The sequence below is a fragment of the uncultured Streptococcus sp. genome, from assembly GCF_963545685.1.
In the GTDB taxonomy this organism is placed as follows: Bacteria; Bacillota; Bacilli; order Lactobacillales; family Streptococcaceae; genus Streptococcus.
Map to the genome: position 1 here is coordinate 75,214 of NZ_CAUUKN010000001.1, position 17,892 is coordinate 93,105.

Annotated in this window: 13 protein-coding genes and 1 pseudogene; 4 read left to right on the plus strand and 10 right to left on the minus strand. The window is 38.3% G+C overall.

Features of this window, described 5'->3' with window-relative positions; all coding sequences use genetic code 11:
- Window positions 1–39: 39 nt before the first annotated feature.
- The 7 genes and pseudogenes from RWZ99_RS00305 to RWZ99_RS00335 all read right to left on the minus strand — a co-directional run.
- Window positions 40–171 (minus strand): annotated as a pseudogene (locus tag RWZ99_RS00305) (hypothetical protein); the annotation flags it as partial.
- A gap of 115 nt (window positions 172–286) precedes the next feature.
- Complete coding sequence (locus RWZ99_RS00310) at window positions 287–1,060, minus strand: hypothetical protein (RefSeq protein WP_314675655.1); 774 nt, start codon at window positions 1,058–1,060, stop codon at window positions 287–289.
- Complete coding sequence (locus RWZ99_RS00315; protein WP_314675656.1) at window positions 1,053–2,327, minus strand: DUF262 domain-containing protein; 1,275 nt, start codon at window positions 2,325–2,327, stop codon at window positions 1,053–1,055. The genes RWZ99_RS00310 and RWZ99_RS00315 overlap by 8 nt, the downstream gene beginning before the upstream one ends.
- A 105-nt stretch (window positions 2,328–2,432) precedes the next feature.
- Window positions 2,433–4,190, minus strand: coding sequence for a dihydrolipoyl dehydrogenase (gene lpdA / locus RWZ99_RS00320; RefSeq protein ID WP_314675658.1), 1,758 nt, complete (start codon window positions 4,188–4,190; stop codon window positions 2,433–2,435).
- A 170-nt stretch (window positions 4,191–4,360) separates the two neighbouring features.
- Complete coding sequence (locus RWZ99_RS00325) at window positions 4,361–5,749, minus strand: dihydrolipoamide acetyltransferase (protein ID WP_314675662.1); 1,389 nt, start codon at window positions 5,747–5,749, stop codon at window positions 4,361–4,363.
- A 228-nt stretch (window positions 5,750–5,977) separates the two neighbouring features.
- Window positions 5,978–6,976: an alpha-ketoacid dehydrogenase subunit beta gene (locus RWZ99_RS00330; protein WP_314675665.1), complete on the minus strand. Its 999-nt coding sequence runs from the start codon at window positions 6,974–6,976 to the stop codon at window positions 5,978–5,980.
- Window positions 6,977–7,001: 25 nt separating this feature from the next.
- Window positions 7,002–7,973, minus strand: coding sequence for a thiamine pyrophosphate-dependent dehydrogenase E1 component subunit alpha (locus tag RWZ99_RS00335; RefSeq protein WP_314675666.1), 972 nt, complete (start codon window positions 7,971–7,973; stop codon window positions 7,002–7,004).
- A 328-nt stretch (window positions 7,974–8,301) separates the two neighbouring features.
- Here RWZ99_RS00335 and RWZ99_RS00340 point away from each other — a divergent pair, with 328 nt between their 5' ends.
- Entirely contained in the window at window positions 8,302–9,417 is a 1,116-nt protein-coding gene (locus tag RWZ99_RS00340) for a hypothetical protein (protein WP_314675667.1), read from the plus strand.
- Window positions 9,407–10,696, plus strand: a complete 1,290-nt coding sequence (locus RWZ99_RS00345) for a hypothetical protein (protein WP_314675669.1) — start codon at window positions 9,407–9,409, stop codon at window positions 10,694–10,696. Before RWZ99_RS00340 ends, RWZ99_RS00345 begins: the two co-directional genes overlap by 11 nt.
- Before the next feature lie 171 nt (window positions 10,697–10,867).
- Here the strand turns inward: RWZ99_RS00345 and RWZ99_RS00350 are convergent, their stop codons facing one another.
- From RWZ99_RS00350 to RWZ99_RS00360, 3 genes are all read right to left on the minus strand, one after another.
- Window positions 10,868–12,847 carry a DUF2207 domain-containing protein gene (locus tag RWZ99_RS00350; protein WP_314675672.1) on the minus strand — a complete coding sequence of 660 codons (1,980 nt, stop codon included), beginning with the start codon at window positions 12,845–12,847 and terminating at the stop codon, window positions 10,868–10,870.
- Window positions 12,848–12,925: 78 nt separating this feature from the next.
- Complete coding sequence (locus RWZ99_RS00355) at window positions 12,926–14,194, minus strand: dihydroorotase (protein ID WP_314675674.1); 1,269 nt, start codon at window positions 14,192–14,194, stop codon at window positions 12,926–12,928.
- A gap of 19 nt (window positions 14,195–14,213) precedes the next feature.
- Entirely contained in the window at window positions 14,214–14,867 is a 654-nt protein-coding gene (locus RWZ99_RS00360) for a uracil-DNA glycosylase (RefSeq protein ID WP_314675675.1), read from the minus strand.
- Window positions 14,868–15,080: 213 nt separating this feature from the next.
- Between RWZ99_RS00360 and RWZ99_RS00365 the strand changes: the two genes are divergently transcribed.
- Both RWZ99_RS00365 and RWZ99_RS00370 read left to right on the plus strand, forming a co-directional pair.
- Complete coding sequence (locus tag RWZ99_RS00365) at window positions 15,081–16,277, plus strand: cation diffusion facilitator family transporter (protein ID WP_314675677.1); 1,197 nt, start codon at window positions 15,081–15,083, stop codon at window positions 16,275–16,277.
- A 240-nt stretch (window positions 16,278–16,517) separates the two neighbouring features.
- Window positions 16,518–17,864 carry a DUF1958 domain-containing protein gene (locus RWZ99_RS00370; protein WP_314675678.1) on the plus strand — a complete coding sequence of 449 codons (1,347 nt, stop codon included), beginning with the start codon at window positions 16,518–16,520 and terminating at the stop codon, window positions 17,862–17,864.
- Window positions 17,865–17,892 lie beyond the last annotated feature (28 nt).

Sequence of the window (17,892 nt, forward strand, 5' to 3'; positions counted from 1 at the left end):
CAAAAATTCCCGAACATCTGTCCGAGAATTTTATCAACTTTATTTACGTTTTGGTGGGTTATGGATAGCTTCTCCAAGTACGTCAGCAAAAGCTTCATACATATTTTCAGAGAAAGTTGGATGACCATGGATAGATTGCAAGAGTTCATCTACTGTCAATTCATTTTCCATACCTTAGCTTTTTTAAAGAAATTGCTATAGTTTTGAAATAAAATAACATAAGTCAAACTTGTTTTAAGCTATGTTAATTTGACACTCATACCAGTTTAGACAACCATATGACACACTATATGTTTAGTAAGTCTTTCCTACTTTCATCAAACTTATTAAATAATTCAATCATTATTTTATCAATTAGAATTAAAATATAAAACCAAAGAAAATAATTATTTGAACTTAAGTCTCTATTTTCTGATGAAAATAGCAAAGAAGTATTATTTTGATAAGATAATGTATTGTGAGCTAAGTTATTTCGATGTTCATAAAGGTATTCTTTATAAATTTTAACTAAATCATCAGATAACAAATCTTCTTTACTTGCAAAATTAACTTCTTTTTTTAGTTTTTTTGTCTCATCTTTATTCAAATCTTCTACATTATTCAACATACCTAATAATTTTTTAAAATGTTCTGCATATTCTTTAAATTCAATATATTCTTTTTCATTCCATTTATGAAGCAAACTATTGTCTAGATAATTATTAAAAACGTTCATTGTTTCATTGAAAATAGCGATTTTTTCTTTAACATCAAACTCATTTATTTTAAGTTTAGATTTTATCTTTTTATATAATTTTTTCTTTGATTCATAGGTAGAAAAGCCTTCACTGGCAAATGATTTATATGTCCTTGCAAATTCATAATCATCTGAAGAAAATTCCCAAGCAATACTTTTGAACTTTTGTTCTTGTGCACCTGTCATTTGAAGAAATACTGATTTTAAAATGTAATTTTTTAAAGGATATGAATCAACTTCATTAGTCAAATTTGACAAAATTTGACTAATTTCTTCTAAAAAAAATTCTACGTTTTCTTTAATTACTTCAATCTGTTTACTCATTATTCTCTAAAACAACCTCTTCATAAATACTTACTGACTCTTTCACTCTCTGTGTTATATACTTAAGTGTAGATGGATTTTTGGGATGAGTATTTAATTTATTAGTCGGATTTACTGTTGGATTACCTTCTGTATCTAAAAAAGGCATTTTATAGTACTCTATCTTTTCTTTTAATTTTAAGTGTAATTCATCTTGTATGTCAAGGTTCAACTTTCTTTTTTTGAAAATTACCTCATAGATTAATCCAAAATAATACATATCGTAATCTATAATGGATTCAAATTCTTGATTGTATAAACCTAATTTATCTATATAATTATCTAGATTTTGAAATGTCGACTCGTAGTCTTTGTTATTAAATAAATCTTCAAAGCTAAAGAATCTATCATTATCGGAATTGTTTTCATGACTAATCACTGAATTTATATAAGTCATATAATATACTTCAAGTTTTTCTTTACTCCCACCGTAACCTACACACAATTTCTCTTTATCTGGTGTATTATGAAATTCTGATAAAATTGCCATGTATCTAACAAAATCAACCCTTGTAGTAAGATAATTTCCTAAAAAAGCTGGTTTAAAAAAACTAATTTTTGAATGATCTAAATAATATAAAGCCTCTCTACTCTCCTGTGGAGTGAGACTTTGTCCCTGTACATTAATATTTCTGAAAACTGAAGCATAGTACTTTTGCTGACTATTATCATCTTCATAATCTGGTATCAGATATGAAAATCCTAGAAAAGTCTTCTTTAAGAAATCATCATCAAGTTTTACTTGAGCATTATCTAACGGTTTAAAATAAATATTCTTCTTCAATTCCTGACGGATATCTCCTAATGATTTAGGACCATCTTCAAGTAGTTCATTAAATGTCCAATTAATAACATCGGTGTATTTATCATTCCCATCATTTTCATCAACATAATCATCATTCTCGTCAACAATTTTAACTTCATGTTTCAGAGCATTTTTCTTAAAACTTGCTCTGTCAGGGAAAAAGCCTAACACTGAGAGTAGTATACTAGTTAATCTTTGTTGTCCATCAATTAATATGTTTTCAGTTATTCCATTATGCTTAAAAGAACCTATTATCACTGGGGGTACAAAGTTCTTTTCTTCTAACGATTCTATTAACTTTCTTCTCTTATCTTCGGTCCAAACAAAGTTACGCTGGTATTCTGGAAGAATAACCTTTTTGTTTAAGATTAATTTAACCCAATGCTCCAAAGAATACTCACCATAATAAACTCGATTTACCATTTTTTTAACTTTCTCCTCTCTCTAAAGAGAATAACTGATTTAATTTGATATGTCAATTACCAAAAAAAGAACCCTCAAAAAATTATTGAAGATCCTTATTATTCTTTATTTACGTTTTGGTGGGTTATGGATAGCTTCTCCAAGTACGTCAGCAAAAGCTTCATACATATTTTCAGAGAAAGTTGGATGACCATGGATAGATTGCAAGAGCTCATCTACAGTCAATTCATTTTCCATAATGGTTGATGCTTCGTTAATCAACTCAGCAGCGGCCGGACCGATAATGTGAACTCCAAGGATTTCATGGTATTTCGCATCCGCAACAACTTTAACAAAACCTTGGGCTTCGTTAGAAGCAATGGCACGACCATTACCAGCAAAGCTTGATTTACCAATGAGTACATCACCGTATTTAGCGCGTGCTTCTTCTTCAGTAATACCACACATGGCAACTTCTGGGTGGGTGTAAACCGCCGCTGGTGTGTAATCAAGGTGAGCCTTACGAACATTACCATGCATGGCATTTTCAGCAGCAACCTCACCCATACGGTAGGCAGCGTGAGCGAGCATCTTAGTTCCGTTTACATCACCAGGAGCGTAGATACCAGGAATAGAAGTTTCTTGGTATGCATTAACTTTGATACGACCACGATCGAGTTCAAGGTTAAGATTTTCAAGACCGTTCAACTGAGGAACACGACCGATTGAAAGAAGGGCACGGTCAGCAACAATTTCTTCGCCATTATTGAGCTTAAGGGTTAATTGGTTGTTGGCTTCCACAATTTCAGAAACACCAACAGATGTCATAATCTTCATACCCTTCTTAGAAAGGATTTTTTGAAGCTCAAGTGACACTTCTTTATCCATAGCAGGGATGATACGATCAGCCATCTCTACAACTGTTACGTCAACACCGTATGAAGCATACACAAGACCAAGCTCGATACCAACGACACCACCACCCATAACAGCAAGTGATTTAGGTAATTCACGCAAGTCAAGAATATCATCTGATGTCATCACAAGTTGTGACTCGATTCCAGGGATATTAATACGTGATACTTTTGATCCAGTTGCAAGGATAATGTTACGTCCCTTGATTGTTTCTGAGCCGATAGTAACAGTCTTATCTGGGTTAACTTGACCAAGACCATTGAAAATAGTTACCTTATTAGCCTTCAAAAGACCTTGCACACCACCTGTAAGGGTCTTAACAACAGAGTTCTTAAAGTCAACTGTCTTATCCATATCGATAGTATAGTTTGTTGACGCTAAGTTGATACCACGACCTGCAGCAATTTTAAGACCATCAAGGATTTCTGCATTTTTAAGGTAAGTCTTAGTTGGGATACATCCCTTATTCAAACATGTTCCACCAAATTCAGATTTTTCAACGATTGCAATCTTACCACCAAGTTGTGCCCCACGGATGGCTGCATAGTAACCAGCAGGACCACCACCGACAACGATAATATCATATTCGTTAGCTGCAAGCGGTGCTTTATCTGCAGTTGCTGCTGGAGCAGCTTGAGCAGGTGCTTTAGGAACTTCAAGTCCAGCTGATTCCAATTGAGCAGTTGCTTCTGCAGCTGGTGCGCTCGCAGCATTATCGGCCACAACTTCACCTTCTGCTCCAATATAACCAATAACCTCAGTAACTGGTACTGTTTCACCAGCCTGACGGGTAATCTTCAAAAGAACACCTGAATCTTCTGCCTCAAGTTCCATGTTCGTCTTATCTGACATGATTTCAAGAAGGATATCTCCCTCATTAACCACATCACCCTCTTGTTTTTTCCACTCGATGATTTCGCCTTCCTGCATATCAACACCGAGCTTAGGCATAATAATCTCAAAAGCCATTTATAAGATACCAAGAGCGACCAGAAAGCGACTGAAAATTAGGCGTCCGACACGTCAGCCCGCTGACGTAGACGGACGCCTAATTTTCCAAGCTTTCCGCTCGGGTTCAGTTAAGCCCTCTGGTTCGCTCTCTCCTTTCTATTTAAAACTTCAGTTTTCAGATATTTTACTTAAATCAACAATTCCATTGGATTTTCAAGCAAATGCTTCAAATCAACCATGAATTTAGCACCATTCATACCATCAACAATACGGTGGTCAATAGTCAAGCAGAGACCCATGATTGGACGCACGACAACTTCACCATCAACAACTACCGGTGTTTGAATAGTTGCTGAAACACCAAGGATGGCTGAGTTTGGTTGATTAATGATTGGATTGAATGACTTGGTTCCAAACATTCCCAAGTTAGTAATAGAGAAAGTAGAACCTGACATTTCTGCCGCCTTCAATTTACCAGCCTGAGCTTTTTTGATGACAGCCTTAGAGGCCACAACAAAGTCAGACAAACTCATCTTATCTGCACCATGAACTACTGGTACAATCAAGCCATCATCTAGACCAACGGCAATACCAAGATTAACAAATTTGTGTAATTCGATATTTTGTGCATCATCAATCAAGGATGCATTGAGGTAACGGTGTTCCTCTTTCATAAGGGTACGCACAACTGCTAAACCAATCAAATCAGTGAAAGTCACTTTCATACCAGTCTTATTCATGATTGGATCAAGGACTTGCTTACGAAGAGCCATAAGGTTAGTCATGTCCACATCATAGTTAAGAGTAAATGTTGGCGCAGTTAAGTAAGAGTGCGTCATTCCCTTAGAAATAGCCTTACGCATAGCAGACATAGGGATGACTTCCACACCTTCTGGCAAGACTTTTTCGGGTTTGGCTTCAACCACAGGTGCAACTGCAGCTTCCTTAACTTGCGCTGGAGCACTGATTGCCAGGATATCTTCCTTAGTAATCTTACCACCAAATCCTGTTCCAGATACGGTAGCTAAATCAATACCGAGGTCTGCTGCAATCTTGCGAGCCAATGGTGTCGCCTTAGGTTGAGCACCCTTAAAGTTCTCAACATCATCTGCATGAACACGTCCTTTTGCCCCAGTTCCTGGAACTTGAGCAAGGTCAATCCCCATCTCACGTGCCACTTTACGTGCTTTAGGTGTTGCACGTACTTTGCCACCTTCATGAACAACGGCTACTTGTGGTTGAGCTGTAACGACAGGCGTTTCCACAACAGCAACTTCTTCTACTTGAGGTTTAGATTCGGCAGCAGGTACGCTTGTCGCATTATCGGCTACAACTTCACCTTCTGCTCCAATATAACCAATAACCTCAGTAACTGGTACTGTTTCACCAGCCTGACGGGTAATCTTCAAAAGAACACCTGAATCTTCTGCCTCAAGTTCCATGTTCGTCTTATCTGACATGATTTCAAGAAGGATATCTCCCTCATTAACCACATCACCCTCTTGTTTTTTCCACTCGATGATTTCGCCTTCCTGCATATCAACACCGAGCTTAGGCATAATAATCTCAAAAGCCATTTATAAGATACCAAGAGCGACCAGAAAGCGACTGAAAATTAGGCGTCCGACACGTCAGCCTGCTGACGTTGACGGACGGTCTATTTTCCAAGCTTTCCGCTCGGGTTCAGTTAGGCCCTCTGGTTCGCCCTCTCCTTTCTACTTTAAATTATAATTTCCGATACTCCCACTGTTAAAACAAGAAATTCATTTACTAGCGAGAAATATCACTTAACCGTCGCTAGAAAGTTAGTTTCCTTTATTAGCCATCTTGATAATAGCAGCCTTAATCTTTTCAACATCTGGGAGAACCGCTTGTTCCAAGACACGCGCATAAGGTACAGGCACATCTTCACTTGCCAAACGTACAATTGGGTGGTCAAGGTAGTCAAATGCTTCACTTTCAGTAACCATAGCAGCGATCTCACCGATGAAGCCACCTGTTTTATAAGCGTCATTGACCAACATCAATTTTCCAGTTTTCTTAACTGATTCGAAAATCAATTCTTTATCAAGTGGAACGAGAGTACGAGGGTCAACGACCTCAACATTAATACCTTGTTCAGCCACTTCTTCAGCCGCCTTAAGAACACGTTCCAACATACGTCCATACGTGACAATAGTAAGGTCAGTACCTTCACGTTTAATCTCACCTTTTCCAAGTGGAATGTAGAAATCAGGATCTTGTGTAACTTCTTCTTTCTTACCGTAAAGAGCTTTTGGTTCCATGAAGATAACAATGTTATTGTCCTGAATTGAAGATTTCAAAAGACCTTTAGCATCGTTAGCATTACCAGGAGCAACAACTTTGATCCCTGGAATGTGAGTTAACCATGACTCAAGAGATTGTGAGTGTTGCGCAGCAGAACCAATACCTGAGCCAGAAGCCACACGGAAGGTTACAGGAGTCTTCAAACCACCACCAAACATGTAATTGTTTTTAGCACCATTGTTAACGATAGCGTCAAGTGCAATTGTGATGAAGTCCATGAATGTCAAGTCAACAATCGGACGAAGACCTGTGATGGCAGAACCAACAGCTGCACCAGCGATAGCTGCTTCTGAAATCGGCGTATCTCTAACACGTTTCTCACCAAATTCAGCCAACATACCCACTGAAGTACCGAAGTCACCGCCGTAGATACCAACATCTTCACCCATAAGGAAGATGTTTTCATCTTTACGCATTTCCTCGCTCATGGCAAGGTTCACTGCCTCACGCAAGGCCATCAATTTTGTTTCACTCATACTTGTTATTCCTCAACCTTTCTCTTTAGTCTACCCATACATCTTCAAAGGCAACTGAAAGTTCTGGATCTGGGCTATTTTGGGCGAACTCATAAGCTGCATCGATTTGTGCCTTAACTTGGCTTTGAATAGCATCTAGTTCTTCATCACTTGCGATATTTTCAGAAACCAAATAGTTACGGTATTTGATGATTGGATCGTTGTTGTTCTTCCACTCATCAACCTCTTCCTTGGTACGATAAACTCCAGCATCGGCAGTAGAGTGACCAAACCAACGGTAAGACTCTACCTCAACGATAGCAGGACCATTACCAGCACGTACATGGTCAACAGCCTTGCCCATTGTTTCGTAAACCGCCATGACATCGTTACCATCTTCGCAGTAGAATCCAGGGATACCATAGGCTTCCGCACGTGTATACAAGTGAGGTGTATTTGTAGCTTTTTGGATATCCATTGAGATACCATAACGGTTGTTAATGATGAAGAAAATCACTGGCAATTTCCAAGCAGAAGCCATATTGACTGACTCGTGGAATGAACCTTCATTAGTAGCGCCATCACCTGAAAAGGCAACAACGATATTTCCAGTTTCTTTGTACTGTTGAGTAAGGGCTGCACCTACGGCAAGAGCGTAACCACCACCAACGATACCGTTAGTACCATAGTTACCTTTTTCAAAGTCAGCCAAGTGCATAGAACCACCACGGCCCTTAGAAACTCCCGTTGCCTTACCAGCAAGCTCTGCCATCATTTTATTCAAATCCATGTCTTGAGCAATAGATTGTCCATGACCACGGTGATTTGAAAAGAAGATATCGTCATAACTCAAGTGTTGAACAGCTCCAACGTTAGCGGCTTCCTCACCTACTGAAAAGTGAGTCATCCCTTGAACAAACCCACGACGAACCAATTTATTAATACGTGAATCGAATTCACGGATACGTTCCATTTTAGTGAACATCTCAAGATGTGTCTCTTTAGACAGTTTTACCATATCGATCTCCTCTATCGAATTTTTTTCTATACGTATAGGATAGGTTAAAAAAACTTAATGAGCAAGAAATATGCTTGAAAAGTGAAAAGCCTTACATCCTTATCACTTATAGGCAATTCGTATGCTCTTTTTCAAAGCATTATGATATAATTGTATAGATTTTACCCGAATAGGAGATTTTATTATATTGAGTGATGCCATTGTTCACGGGCTTACGGCATGTATAGCTTTTATACTTCAAATTATTATCTTCAAAATAACCACACAGAGACCGACGAGATATTGGATTCTCATCATAACGGGGTTAGCCATTCTAGCTTTAAGTTTCTTGGGAATTCCATTCCCAAAATCTGGCTTCATTGCCCTTGTATTTCTAGTATCAGCTAAATCTTACAAGAATCTTAGGCATACCATTTTAGAGGCATTCTTTATTCCCTTTACCTTTGCTTTAATGGTAAGACTGGTGATTTTTCTGATTATCCCCATTTTTTTCCCAGAAGTATTGGATTACTATTTTGCTGGTCCCTTTATCCTCTTGCTCGCTTTTTTACTTTGGTTTGCTCAAAACGCACTGCTTCAAGTGGATTATTCTCGTATGAAGCAAATCGATAAAGCTAGACCCTGGTATAAATCCACTTCTGTAGCCCTCTATAGCCTTGCTACTATTTACTTTCTTTCTGAACTAGTTTCAACTAATATTCAATTTACCATTGCCTGTCTTATCGTTACGGCCCTGATCTTATCCAAACAGGTTTCCCTCTATCGAAAAGATCTGTTGGCCCAAACGCAAGCAGCACAAAAGGAGCATATCAAACTCCTACAAAAATCGAGTCAAAACATCAACATCTGGTATCAAAAGAAAACTAGTCAAGAGCTTTTCATTAAGGATGAGGCTGAGAATCTCTACGACATCATTCGTTTCCAACAATATGAAGAAGCAAAAGAGCTTATTGACTACTTGCTTACACCCAATCCATTAGATAAGAAGATTGACCATTTTTACAGAGATAAACTGGAAAACATTAAATTAGCCGATTTGCAAACTCTTTTTGAAGCTAAATTTTTAAAAGCAAAAGAATTGGATGTCTGGGTAAGTATGGAGGTGCCAGAACCAATTACCGTCTATCCTGTCTATCCTTTAGACTGGGTATATGTCTTATCAACTATCTTGGATCATGTCATCGATCAAGCAAAAGATAGCCAACAAAAATACCTCAGTTATGCCTACTTTAAAGACGAGGATAGCCAACACTTTGTCGTTGAAAGTTCAAGTATAAAAGAAGATTCAGCTATTAGTTCTGATTTTTCTGATCCTGAATTGAAACGGGTAACCAGTATTCTTGCAAGATACCCAAATGTCAATATTGTTTCAAATACACGTGCTGGAATCTATCGCCTTCAAATTGAAATTGACATGACTAAAGGAGGTTACAATGATTACTAATATTATCAATCCTCTCCTACAAGCCATTGGTTTTATTACTATCTGGTACCTTTATCAGACCATGTCTAAAGTTAAGCCACTACCAGGGCACCTTTTGCTACTATTCCTTTCCTATGTGGCTGCAGCGTCTTATTTTAACCTCGTTAAAATCGTTGTGGACCCCCTTTTCTTCCTAGTTGCTGATTTAGCCCTCGTCAAAGAGCGTTCTTTCTATCATCGATTGCTTTACGCTTTTTATCCAACTATACTATTTGACGTAGCAACTAGACTTCTTTCTATTGTCATTATCCCCCACGTCCTACATATTAAAGGTGATGTTAGTCTTGATACCAATTTACATATTTTGACTTACATTCTAGCCCCACTTATTATTTTCCTTACACTTAAAATTTTCGCACTTGATTTAGATCAGATGAGTAAGATTGATGAGTTTTGGGCTAGACGTAACTGGTTGCGTAGCACAACTTTCCTTGCTGTCTATTATGTCTTTTTCACAGTTATTCATGGTCTCAACAGTGTCCTTCCAGTAGAAAATGATCCTAAAAACTTGTTTGAAATTGTCTTCAGAATAAGTTCTAATAGTTCAGTTGTCTTGGTACTTTACCTAGCCCTTCTACTATGGGATTTCTACAATTGGAACAGTGCTGTCCACCAACAATCTGTTCAAAGACTAGACAGAGAACGTCATAAATTGCTAGGCACCATGACCAACTACAATAAATCCTTTATTCAAATCATTACACAGAAACAAAAATATTTTGACCTTTTCAAGAAAAACCTCAAAGGAGTCTCGCTCGCTTTAGAAGATAAAGATACTGCTAAGGCAACTAAACTACTTGAAATTTATAAAACTAGTGACTCTATCATTGGTAATCCAGAAACTCAGGAAATGTTGGATCAGCTCAATAATCCAATTTTAGCTAGTTTCCTCTCTAACCGCATTTTAGAAATGCGAGCTGCTCATATTGATATTGCTATAAACATCAGTCCTCAGTTTAGTGAGATGCCCTTATCAGATTTAGATTTGTATCAACTTCTCCAAGCTTCCGATAAAGCAATCAGTAAGCTTCTTCGCCCTGATATCAAGGTTAGTAGCAGTTATCTACAGCTAGATCATTCGCAACTCCTTGTCGTTGAATTACCAGTTTTAACTGACAAAGTGAATAGAGATAAAGAACTAAATGAATTAGTTAAGACTCTGCCAAATGTCGACTACCGAATCGGCTTACATTCAGGTTACCTGACACAAATTATTGAAGTCTTCGAGCCTGGTTATTAAGATGATAAGAAAAAGAGCCAACAGCTCTTTTTTGTAACCTCATATCTCTTCTTACTAAAATATCTTGAAATGAGAGGAGGTAAATCGGATAATCCTCAGGCTAAAAACGACACCCAAGTTCGTAAATTGGGTGTCGTTTTCTGCTAATATTCTACGATGGATAGGTGGGGCTTAGAAGGCACCACCGCCTCCGCCTCCTCCGCCTCCAGAGAAGCCACCGCCACCTAAACCTCCACTACCACTGTTTGAATTGATAGAGAAATTACTTACGGTATCAGAGTTGCTGACATAGCCTTGAAGCATTTGACTTGCAGCATAGGTGTTAAAGGACGTTGTGGAATCAAGAGCCGATTCCATAGAAGGGTTTGATAAGTGAATATGATATTTTTTCAAGGTCTCGGTAACTTTTTTAGCGTATCCATATAGGGTCGCATAAACCAAAATACGGTTCCATAAGACGATAGCGTCAATTTCGGTTTGTTTGAAGCTTGGAATACTCTTTATCATATTTCTAAAACTATACCACTGATAGTAAGTATCTATGGTCGCCTTATCAAAACACCTCTTTCGACGTTTTTTAACAATGCGTGTTACTATTAGCCATAACAGGAAGATTGGTATGATAGCAAAAAAGTAAAATACACTAACAGAGGCCTCAAAGGCAATAGCAAAGAATAAACCACTAACAAATGAAACTACGAATGCAAATGCAAAGCTTAAATGACTATACAAAGATAGTCGTTTTTCAAGAGGTGTGAATTCTCTATAGATCTTTACAAGCCCCAGCTTTCGCACCTCACGGTCAACTTCTTTTGAAAGCTTATAAACGTCAGATGAAAACTGAGCTTTGACTTTTACCCCGATATCCTTAATCTTTTCTCTTTCAACAGAGCTTTTAGCTTTTTTAAATTTTGTGCTTAGTTCTTCTTTATCAATATAATAACGTGAAAACATATCGCTTTTTGTGATCTCACTGCGACCATCAAACATCATATCAATAAAAGTCTCTTCGAATGTTGAAAGACCCTCTTTTTGAATAACGGTCAACGTCGCATCCGATTCTGGTGACTTGTAGGCGATATGGCCTCTATCTAGCAAGTCTAAAATCGTAGCTTGAATCATATGTCCGAAAGAAAGAGGACCTTTTTCTTCTTTCAAGCTAGTCTTATCAAAGGACTGGTTATAGATGGATTTAGCAACAACTAAAGGTGCTAGATTGTTTGGTGCCTCATAAAGTCTTGCATTTTTTGGAAAGTCTGGAAGCCTTGTACTGATGAGAAGCCAGATAAAAAAGACAATTCCCATAAGCGTTACTATGATGATTAAGCTTGGAATTAACTGGAAGCTTAGGAAACGAAAGAAGACACCCAATCTGACGATATGAGCTTCTTTTTTAAGAAAAGTAGCCTTATGCGTCTCATTTTTGATATAGGAGGCATTAGATTCTTTTAAGGTCTTAGTCATTGGCCAATAAGCATGGAGTTCTAACTTTCCTTTTGAGGCTAAATCATCGATATGTACCTTAAATCCATCTGCGGTACGAGTGACTGTTGGCTTTTTATTGAAAAAGCCTGTATGGGCATACAGATCACCCTTAGCAGCGTCTAAACCAGTAACCGTAAAATCAATATGTTCAATGGAGTTATCCCAATCTGAGATAGGGAACCAGTTTAAAACAGCCACATCAGAATAGAGGTCTAACATGTGTTTGATTTGCCAAGTCACCTTAAGAACCACTTTATCATAAGCCCCAGGATTATAGACCTTTAGTTTGATACCGTCTTTGAGTTTTTCTGATTCCACACGTATCTGTCTTTTCGTAAAGACAGTTTCCAAACCATTTTCTGTGGGTATTTTTTCAACTTTATCAGAGACTGTGACAGTTGGATTTTCTTCAATATTAAAACCTTTTGGAAGTGGATTTACACTGCCTAATGTCACGTACTGACCATTATAAGAACTTGAAAAATCATAAGTCACTTCTTGGGTAAAGGTCGCTCCGCCATCCTCGTGAATAGCCAAGTGTCCCTTATAACTTGGAATGCTATACGACACCTCATTATCGCTATCACTGGCTTTAGCGATGTCACAAGCTCCAATCGTTAGTATCATAGCTAAGACTAGTCCTAACCAAAGCAGTCCTTTTTTCATCAGTCACTCCTTACATATCAGTCAATTCTTTAAATATCGAGATAAAAATATAAGTGTTTTAGCTATCTTCTCTTATGGCTATGCTTTGTATACAATCTCACCATCACAGATAGTGTATTTAACACTTCCTGTAAGCTCTTCGCCTACAAATGGTGAATTGGCTGCTTTAGACTTAAAGTCTGCTGTAACCTGACGTTTTTCCTTATCTGCAAAGATAACAAGGTCTGCTGGTCCATTTTCAGCCAAATAACCGGCATCGAAACCATAAAGATTAGATGGGTTGCTTGTCATTACTTTTAATAGTTCAGTCAAACTTAAATGTCCTTCTTCAACTAAATATGTCAAACCAAGAGATAGAGAGGTTTCCAGCCCAGTCATGCCTGATGGTGCTTTAGTCACATCAGCCACATTCTTTTCATCTGCGTGGTGGGGCGCATGGTCCGTAGCAATGACTGAGATTACTCCAGATTTCAAACCTTCGATAACAGCTTGGCGGTCTGATTCCAAACGAAGAGGTGGGTTCATCTTGGCATTAGCGCCTTTTGAGAGTAAGAGGTCTTCAGTTTTTGAGAAGTGCTGCGGTGCTACTTCAGCAGTGACTTGTGCTCCAAGTTTTTGAGCAAACTCAACGACTTTTACAGATTCAGCTTTTGACAAGTGTTGAATATGAACATGTGCCTGTGTATCATAAGCAATCATGACATCACGCGCAATCATACTGTACTCAGCTACGCCAGTTGCCCCACAAATATGAAATTCTTTTTTAGCAATATTTTCATTGAAACCGAGAATACCATTAAGATCAGGGTCCTCCTCGTGAAGACTGATAAAGGTATTATTTTCTTTGGCTAACTCCATGGCCTTCTTGACAATTCCAGCATTGGTCAAAGGAATACCATCATCTGAGAATCCGACAGCACCAGCTTCAAGCAATCCCTTGAAATCAGTGATATTTTCACCATCAAAGTTCTTTGTAATTGTCGCAACAGACTTAACATGAATATTTTCCTTAGCTGCTGAAGTCAAGACCTCTTCCAAAGTTTCCTTGTCTGAAATCGTTGGATTCGTATTAGCCATCATGACAACTGTTGTAAAACCACCTGCAGCCGCTGCCAAGGCACCCGTATGAATGTCTTCCTTATGGGTTTGACCTGGCTCACGGAAATGAACATGGATATCCACCAAACCAGGAGCAACCACAAGACCAGTCGCATCGATAACTTGGGCATCTCCAGCGTCGATATTTTCAGCGATTTTAACGACTTTTTTACCGTCCACAAGAACATCAGCTTGGGTGTCCAAACCAGATTTAGGGTCGACAACACGACCATTTTTAATCAGTAACATAATCTTCCAACTTTCTATTTTACTTCAACCAATCAATTGGGGATTGGCCTTGAGATACAAGGTAGGCATTGGCTTTTGAAAAAGGCTTGCTGCCAAAAAAGCCGCGATAGGCCGACAAAGGGCTAGGATGGGCACTCTCAATAATGGCATGCTTAGGATTGGTCACTAGCGCTTTCTTCTTACGAGCATAGCCGCCCCAAAGTATAAAGACAACAGGAGTATCCTTTTGATTGAGAACCTTGATAACAGCATCTGTGAAAGGTTCCCAAATCTGACCGGCATGTCCATTTGCCTGACCTGCTGGAACTGTCAGACAGGCATTAAGTAATAGCACCCCCTGCTTAGCCCAGGGTGTTAAATCATGATGAGTTCTAGGCCCAAGATCCTCCCCCAATTCTTTGAGAATATTAACCAAAGAAGGTGGAGCTGGAATCGTCTCAGGTACTGAAAACGAAAGCCCCTGAGCCTGATTAGGACCATGATAAGGGTCTTGACCAAGAATTACCACCCGAACTTCTTCAAAAGGAGTCTCTAACAAAGCATTAAATACCTTGTCACGTGGGGGATAAATTGTTCCCTCTTCATAAACCTTGTCCATAAACTGATTTATCTTTGAAAAATAATGGTTAGGCAGTTCCTCTTTTAGAAGCCTGTGCCACGTCGAATGTTCCATAAAAACCTCTTTTAGACTGTTATACACCCTAAATTATACCATAATTTGTAGATAATATTCGGAAAATACTGAAAAATACCATATGATATCTGTTTCTTCAATATCTTACTTTTAAAAAGATAATTCCTATTAACAATCAAGGTATTACAAGCTTTAACTAGCAAATCTTTTGTGCTATAATTATTACTTATATTTAAACAAAAGGGTAAATCTATGACTACGTATGATAATTTAAGGGCAGCCAGACGAGGTCCCATCGTTAGCATTGCAGCCTACTTACTTCTAACCATTGCAAAACTTATTGCTGGGCACTTTTTAAACTCCAGCTCATTGATTGCCGATGGTTTTAACAATTTATCTGATATTTTGGGGAATGTGGCCCTACTCATTGGATTGCAGCTGGCTAGTCAACCAGCTGATGCAGATCATAGGTTTGGACATTGGAAGATTGAAGACCTGTCAAGCCTAGTTACTTCCTTTATCATGTTCGTAGTGGGCTTCCAAGTCCTAATTCAAACAGTCCGAAAGATTTTTTTAAGAGAAGAAACTGTCGTCGATCCTCTTGGGGCTATCGTCGGAGTCCTCTCTGCTATTGTCATGTGCGCAGTCTATTTCTATAACAAAGGGTTAGCAAAAAAACTAAAATCCAGTGCCCTTGTCGCCGCTGCTAAGGACAACCTATCAGATGCCGTGACCTCTATTGGAACTTCAATTGCCATCATTGCAGCATCCTTTAACCTCACCATTATTGACTACATCACTGCCATAATCATCATCTTCTTTATTTTAAAGACGGCCTATGATATCTTCATGGAAGCGACCTTTAGTTTGTCTGACGGTTTTGACGAAAAAAATCTCAAAGCCTATAAAAAAGCAATTCTTGAAATTCCTAAGGTTACTAGTGTCAAAAAGCAACGCGGACGTTCTTATGGTAGTAATGTCTACCTTGATATTGTGGTTGAAATGAACCCTGACCTCTCCGTCTACGAGAGCCACGCCATTACTGAACAAATTGAAGAAGTCCTTAGTAAGCGTTTTTCTGTCTATGATACTGAAGTCCATGTAGAGCCTGCCGCAATTCCTGAAGACGAAATTTATGGTAATGTCCTTCGCAAACTCACTCGAAATGAAAAGATTATCTTATCAAAGATTCCAGACTACGAAAACCTCTTAGCAACTGATTTCTACTTGATTGATGAAAATGGTCATCATCAGAACCGGGAGGATGTCATTGCCAATCATCAACCGCTTCTCAATAACTTTGACAAGTTTAAGATGACATCCATCAGTCAAAAAACGAAATTAATTAGTTACGAACTTGGAGGTTTTTTTCATACAAGCATCTGGCGCCGAAATGAAGACTGGTTTTTGATTTATCACCAAGTCACAGCTATAAAAGATGGAGATTAACGAGCAAATCAGCTCGTTTTTTTTGTTATCAAAAGTATGTGATTTTTAAAACACTATAGATTCTAAAAAATGCATTAAAATCGAAAATATTGCTAATACACCGTATTTTATATGATATAATGGGGGTGTTTATCACCATCAAATTTGTCTCTTAAAATTTGATTGATACGCAATTTCTATTAAAGTATATAAATGGATTCTGCTTATGACAGAACCCATATAAAACAAAGGAGACACATTGTGAAAAAGAAAATTGTTGCCATCCTTTTAGCAGCTTGTCTAGCCCTAACCCCTAGTTTGTCTAGTGCAGATGAATTAATGGATATTACACGCGCTGCTGGTTATACAGAAGCGACAGAGGCCTATCGTCCTAAATCTACTCTCTTAATTGATGGAAACACCGGAGATGTCCTCTGGGAGGAGAACGCTGATGAAATCCGTGATCCAGCCTCTATGTCTAAGGTTATGACGCTGTATTTGGTCTTCGAAGCCATGTCCAAAGGAGAAATTTCAGAAGATACTGTTATCACAGCTACTCCTACGGACCAAGCTATTTCCGATATTTATGAAATCTCCAACAACAAGATTGTTGCTGGTGTTGACTACACGGTTTCTGAGCTCATTACCATGACGGCGGTGCCATCCTCTAACGTTACAACTGTGATGCTAGCCAATTACTTGACCAATAATGATCCTGATAAATGGATAGACATGATGAATGAGAAGTCCAAAGAACTAGGTATGACCAATACCACATGGTATAATGCCTCAGGTGCAGCTGCTGTAGCCTTCAAAGGCTACTACAGTCCTCAACGTTATGATAATAATCAGAGCAATCAAACGACTGCGCGTGATTTGGCCATCATGACATATAACTTTATCAAAAATTATCCTGATATTCTTAAGTACACTAGCAAACCAGTTGTAACTGTTAAAGAGGGAACACCTTACGAAGAAACTTTTGAAACCTACAACTACTCAATTCCTGGTGCTAAATACGGAATTGAGGGGGTTGATGGCTTGAAGACAGGGTCTAGTCCAGAAGGTGCTTTCAACTATATCAATACCATCAAGCGTGGCAATCAGCGAATGATTGCTGTTATCATGGGGTCAGGTGACTGGTCAGACCAAACTGGTGAAGAAATCCGCCATACCTTTGGTAATGCTCTGGTTGAGAAAATGTATAAAGACTTCTCTTACAAGAAAGTTCTTAGCAAAGGTGAACAAGAGATCGACGGTAAAAAATATAATGTCGAAAAAGATGTCTATGCCACAGTAAAAAAAGGCCAAGAACCAAAAATCTCTGTAAAAGATGACCAAATCGTCATTGATAACGGTCTTAAAACAGTTTCACCTAATATCAAGGCGACCTCTGTCAAAGCTACTAAAGTTAAGGGATTGTTCGACTTTGGAAGTAGTCAAAAAGATAAGAAAACAACTAAATCGACTAAGAATGGAGAATTACCGGTTTATTTCTGGCTGCTATGTCTTGTTCCAGTTGGACTACTCTACCTGATTTATCTAAATGAAAAAGGACGTCGTCAGAATGTTAAAGAACGTCGTCTGGCTCGAGAACAAAATAAATAAAAGAAAGCGTGTCTGTGGCACGTTTTTC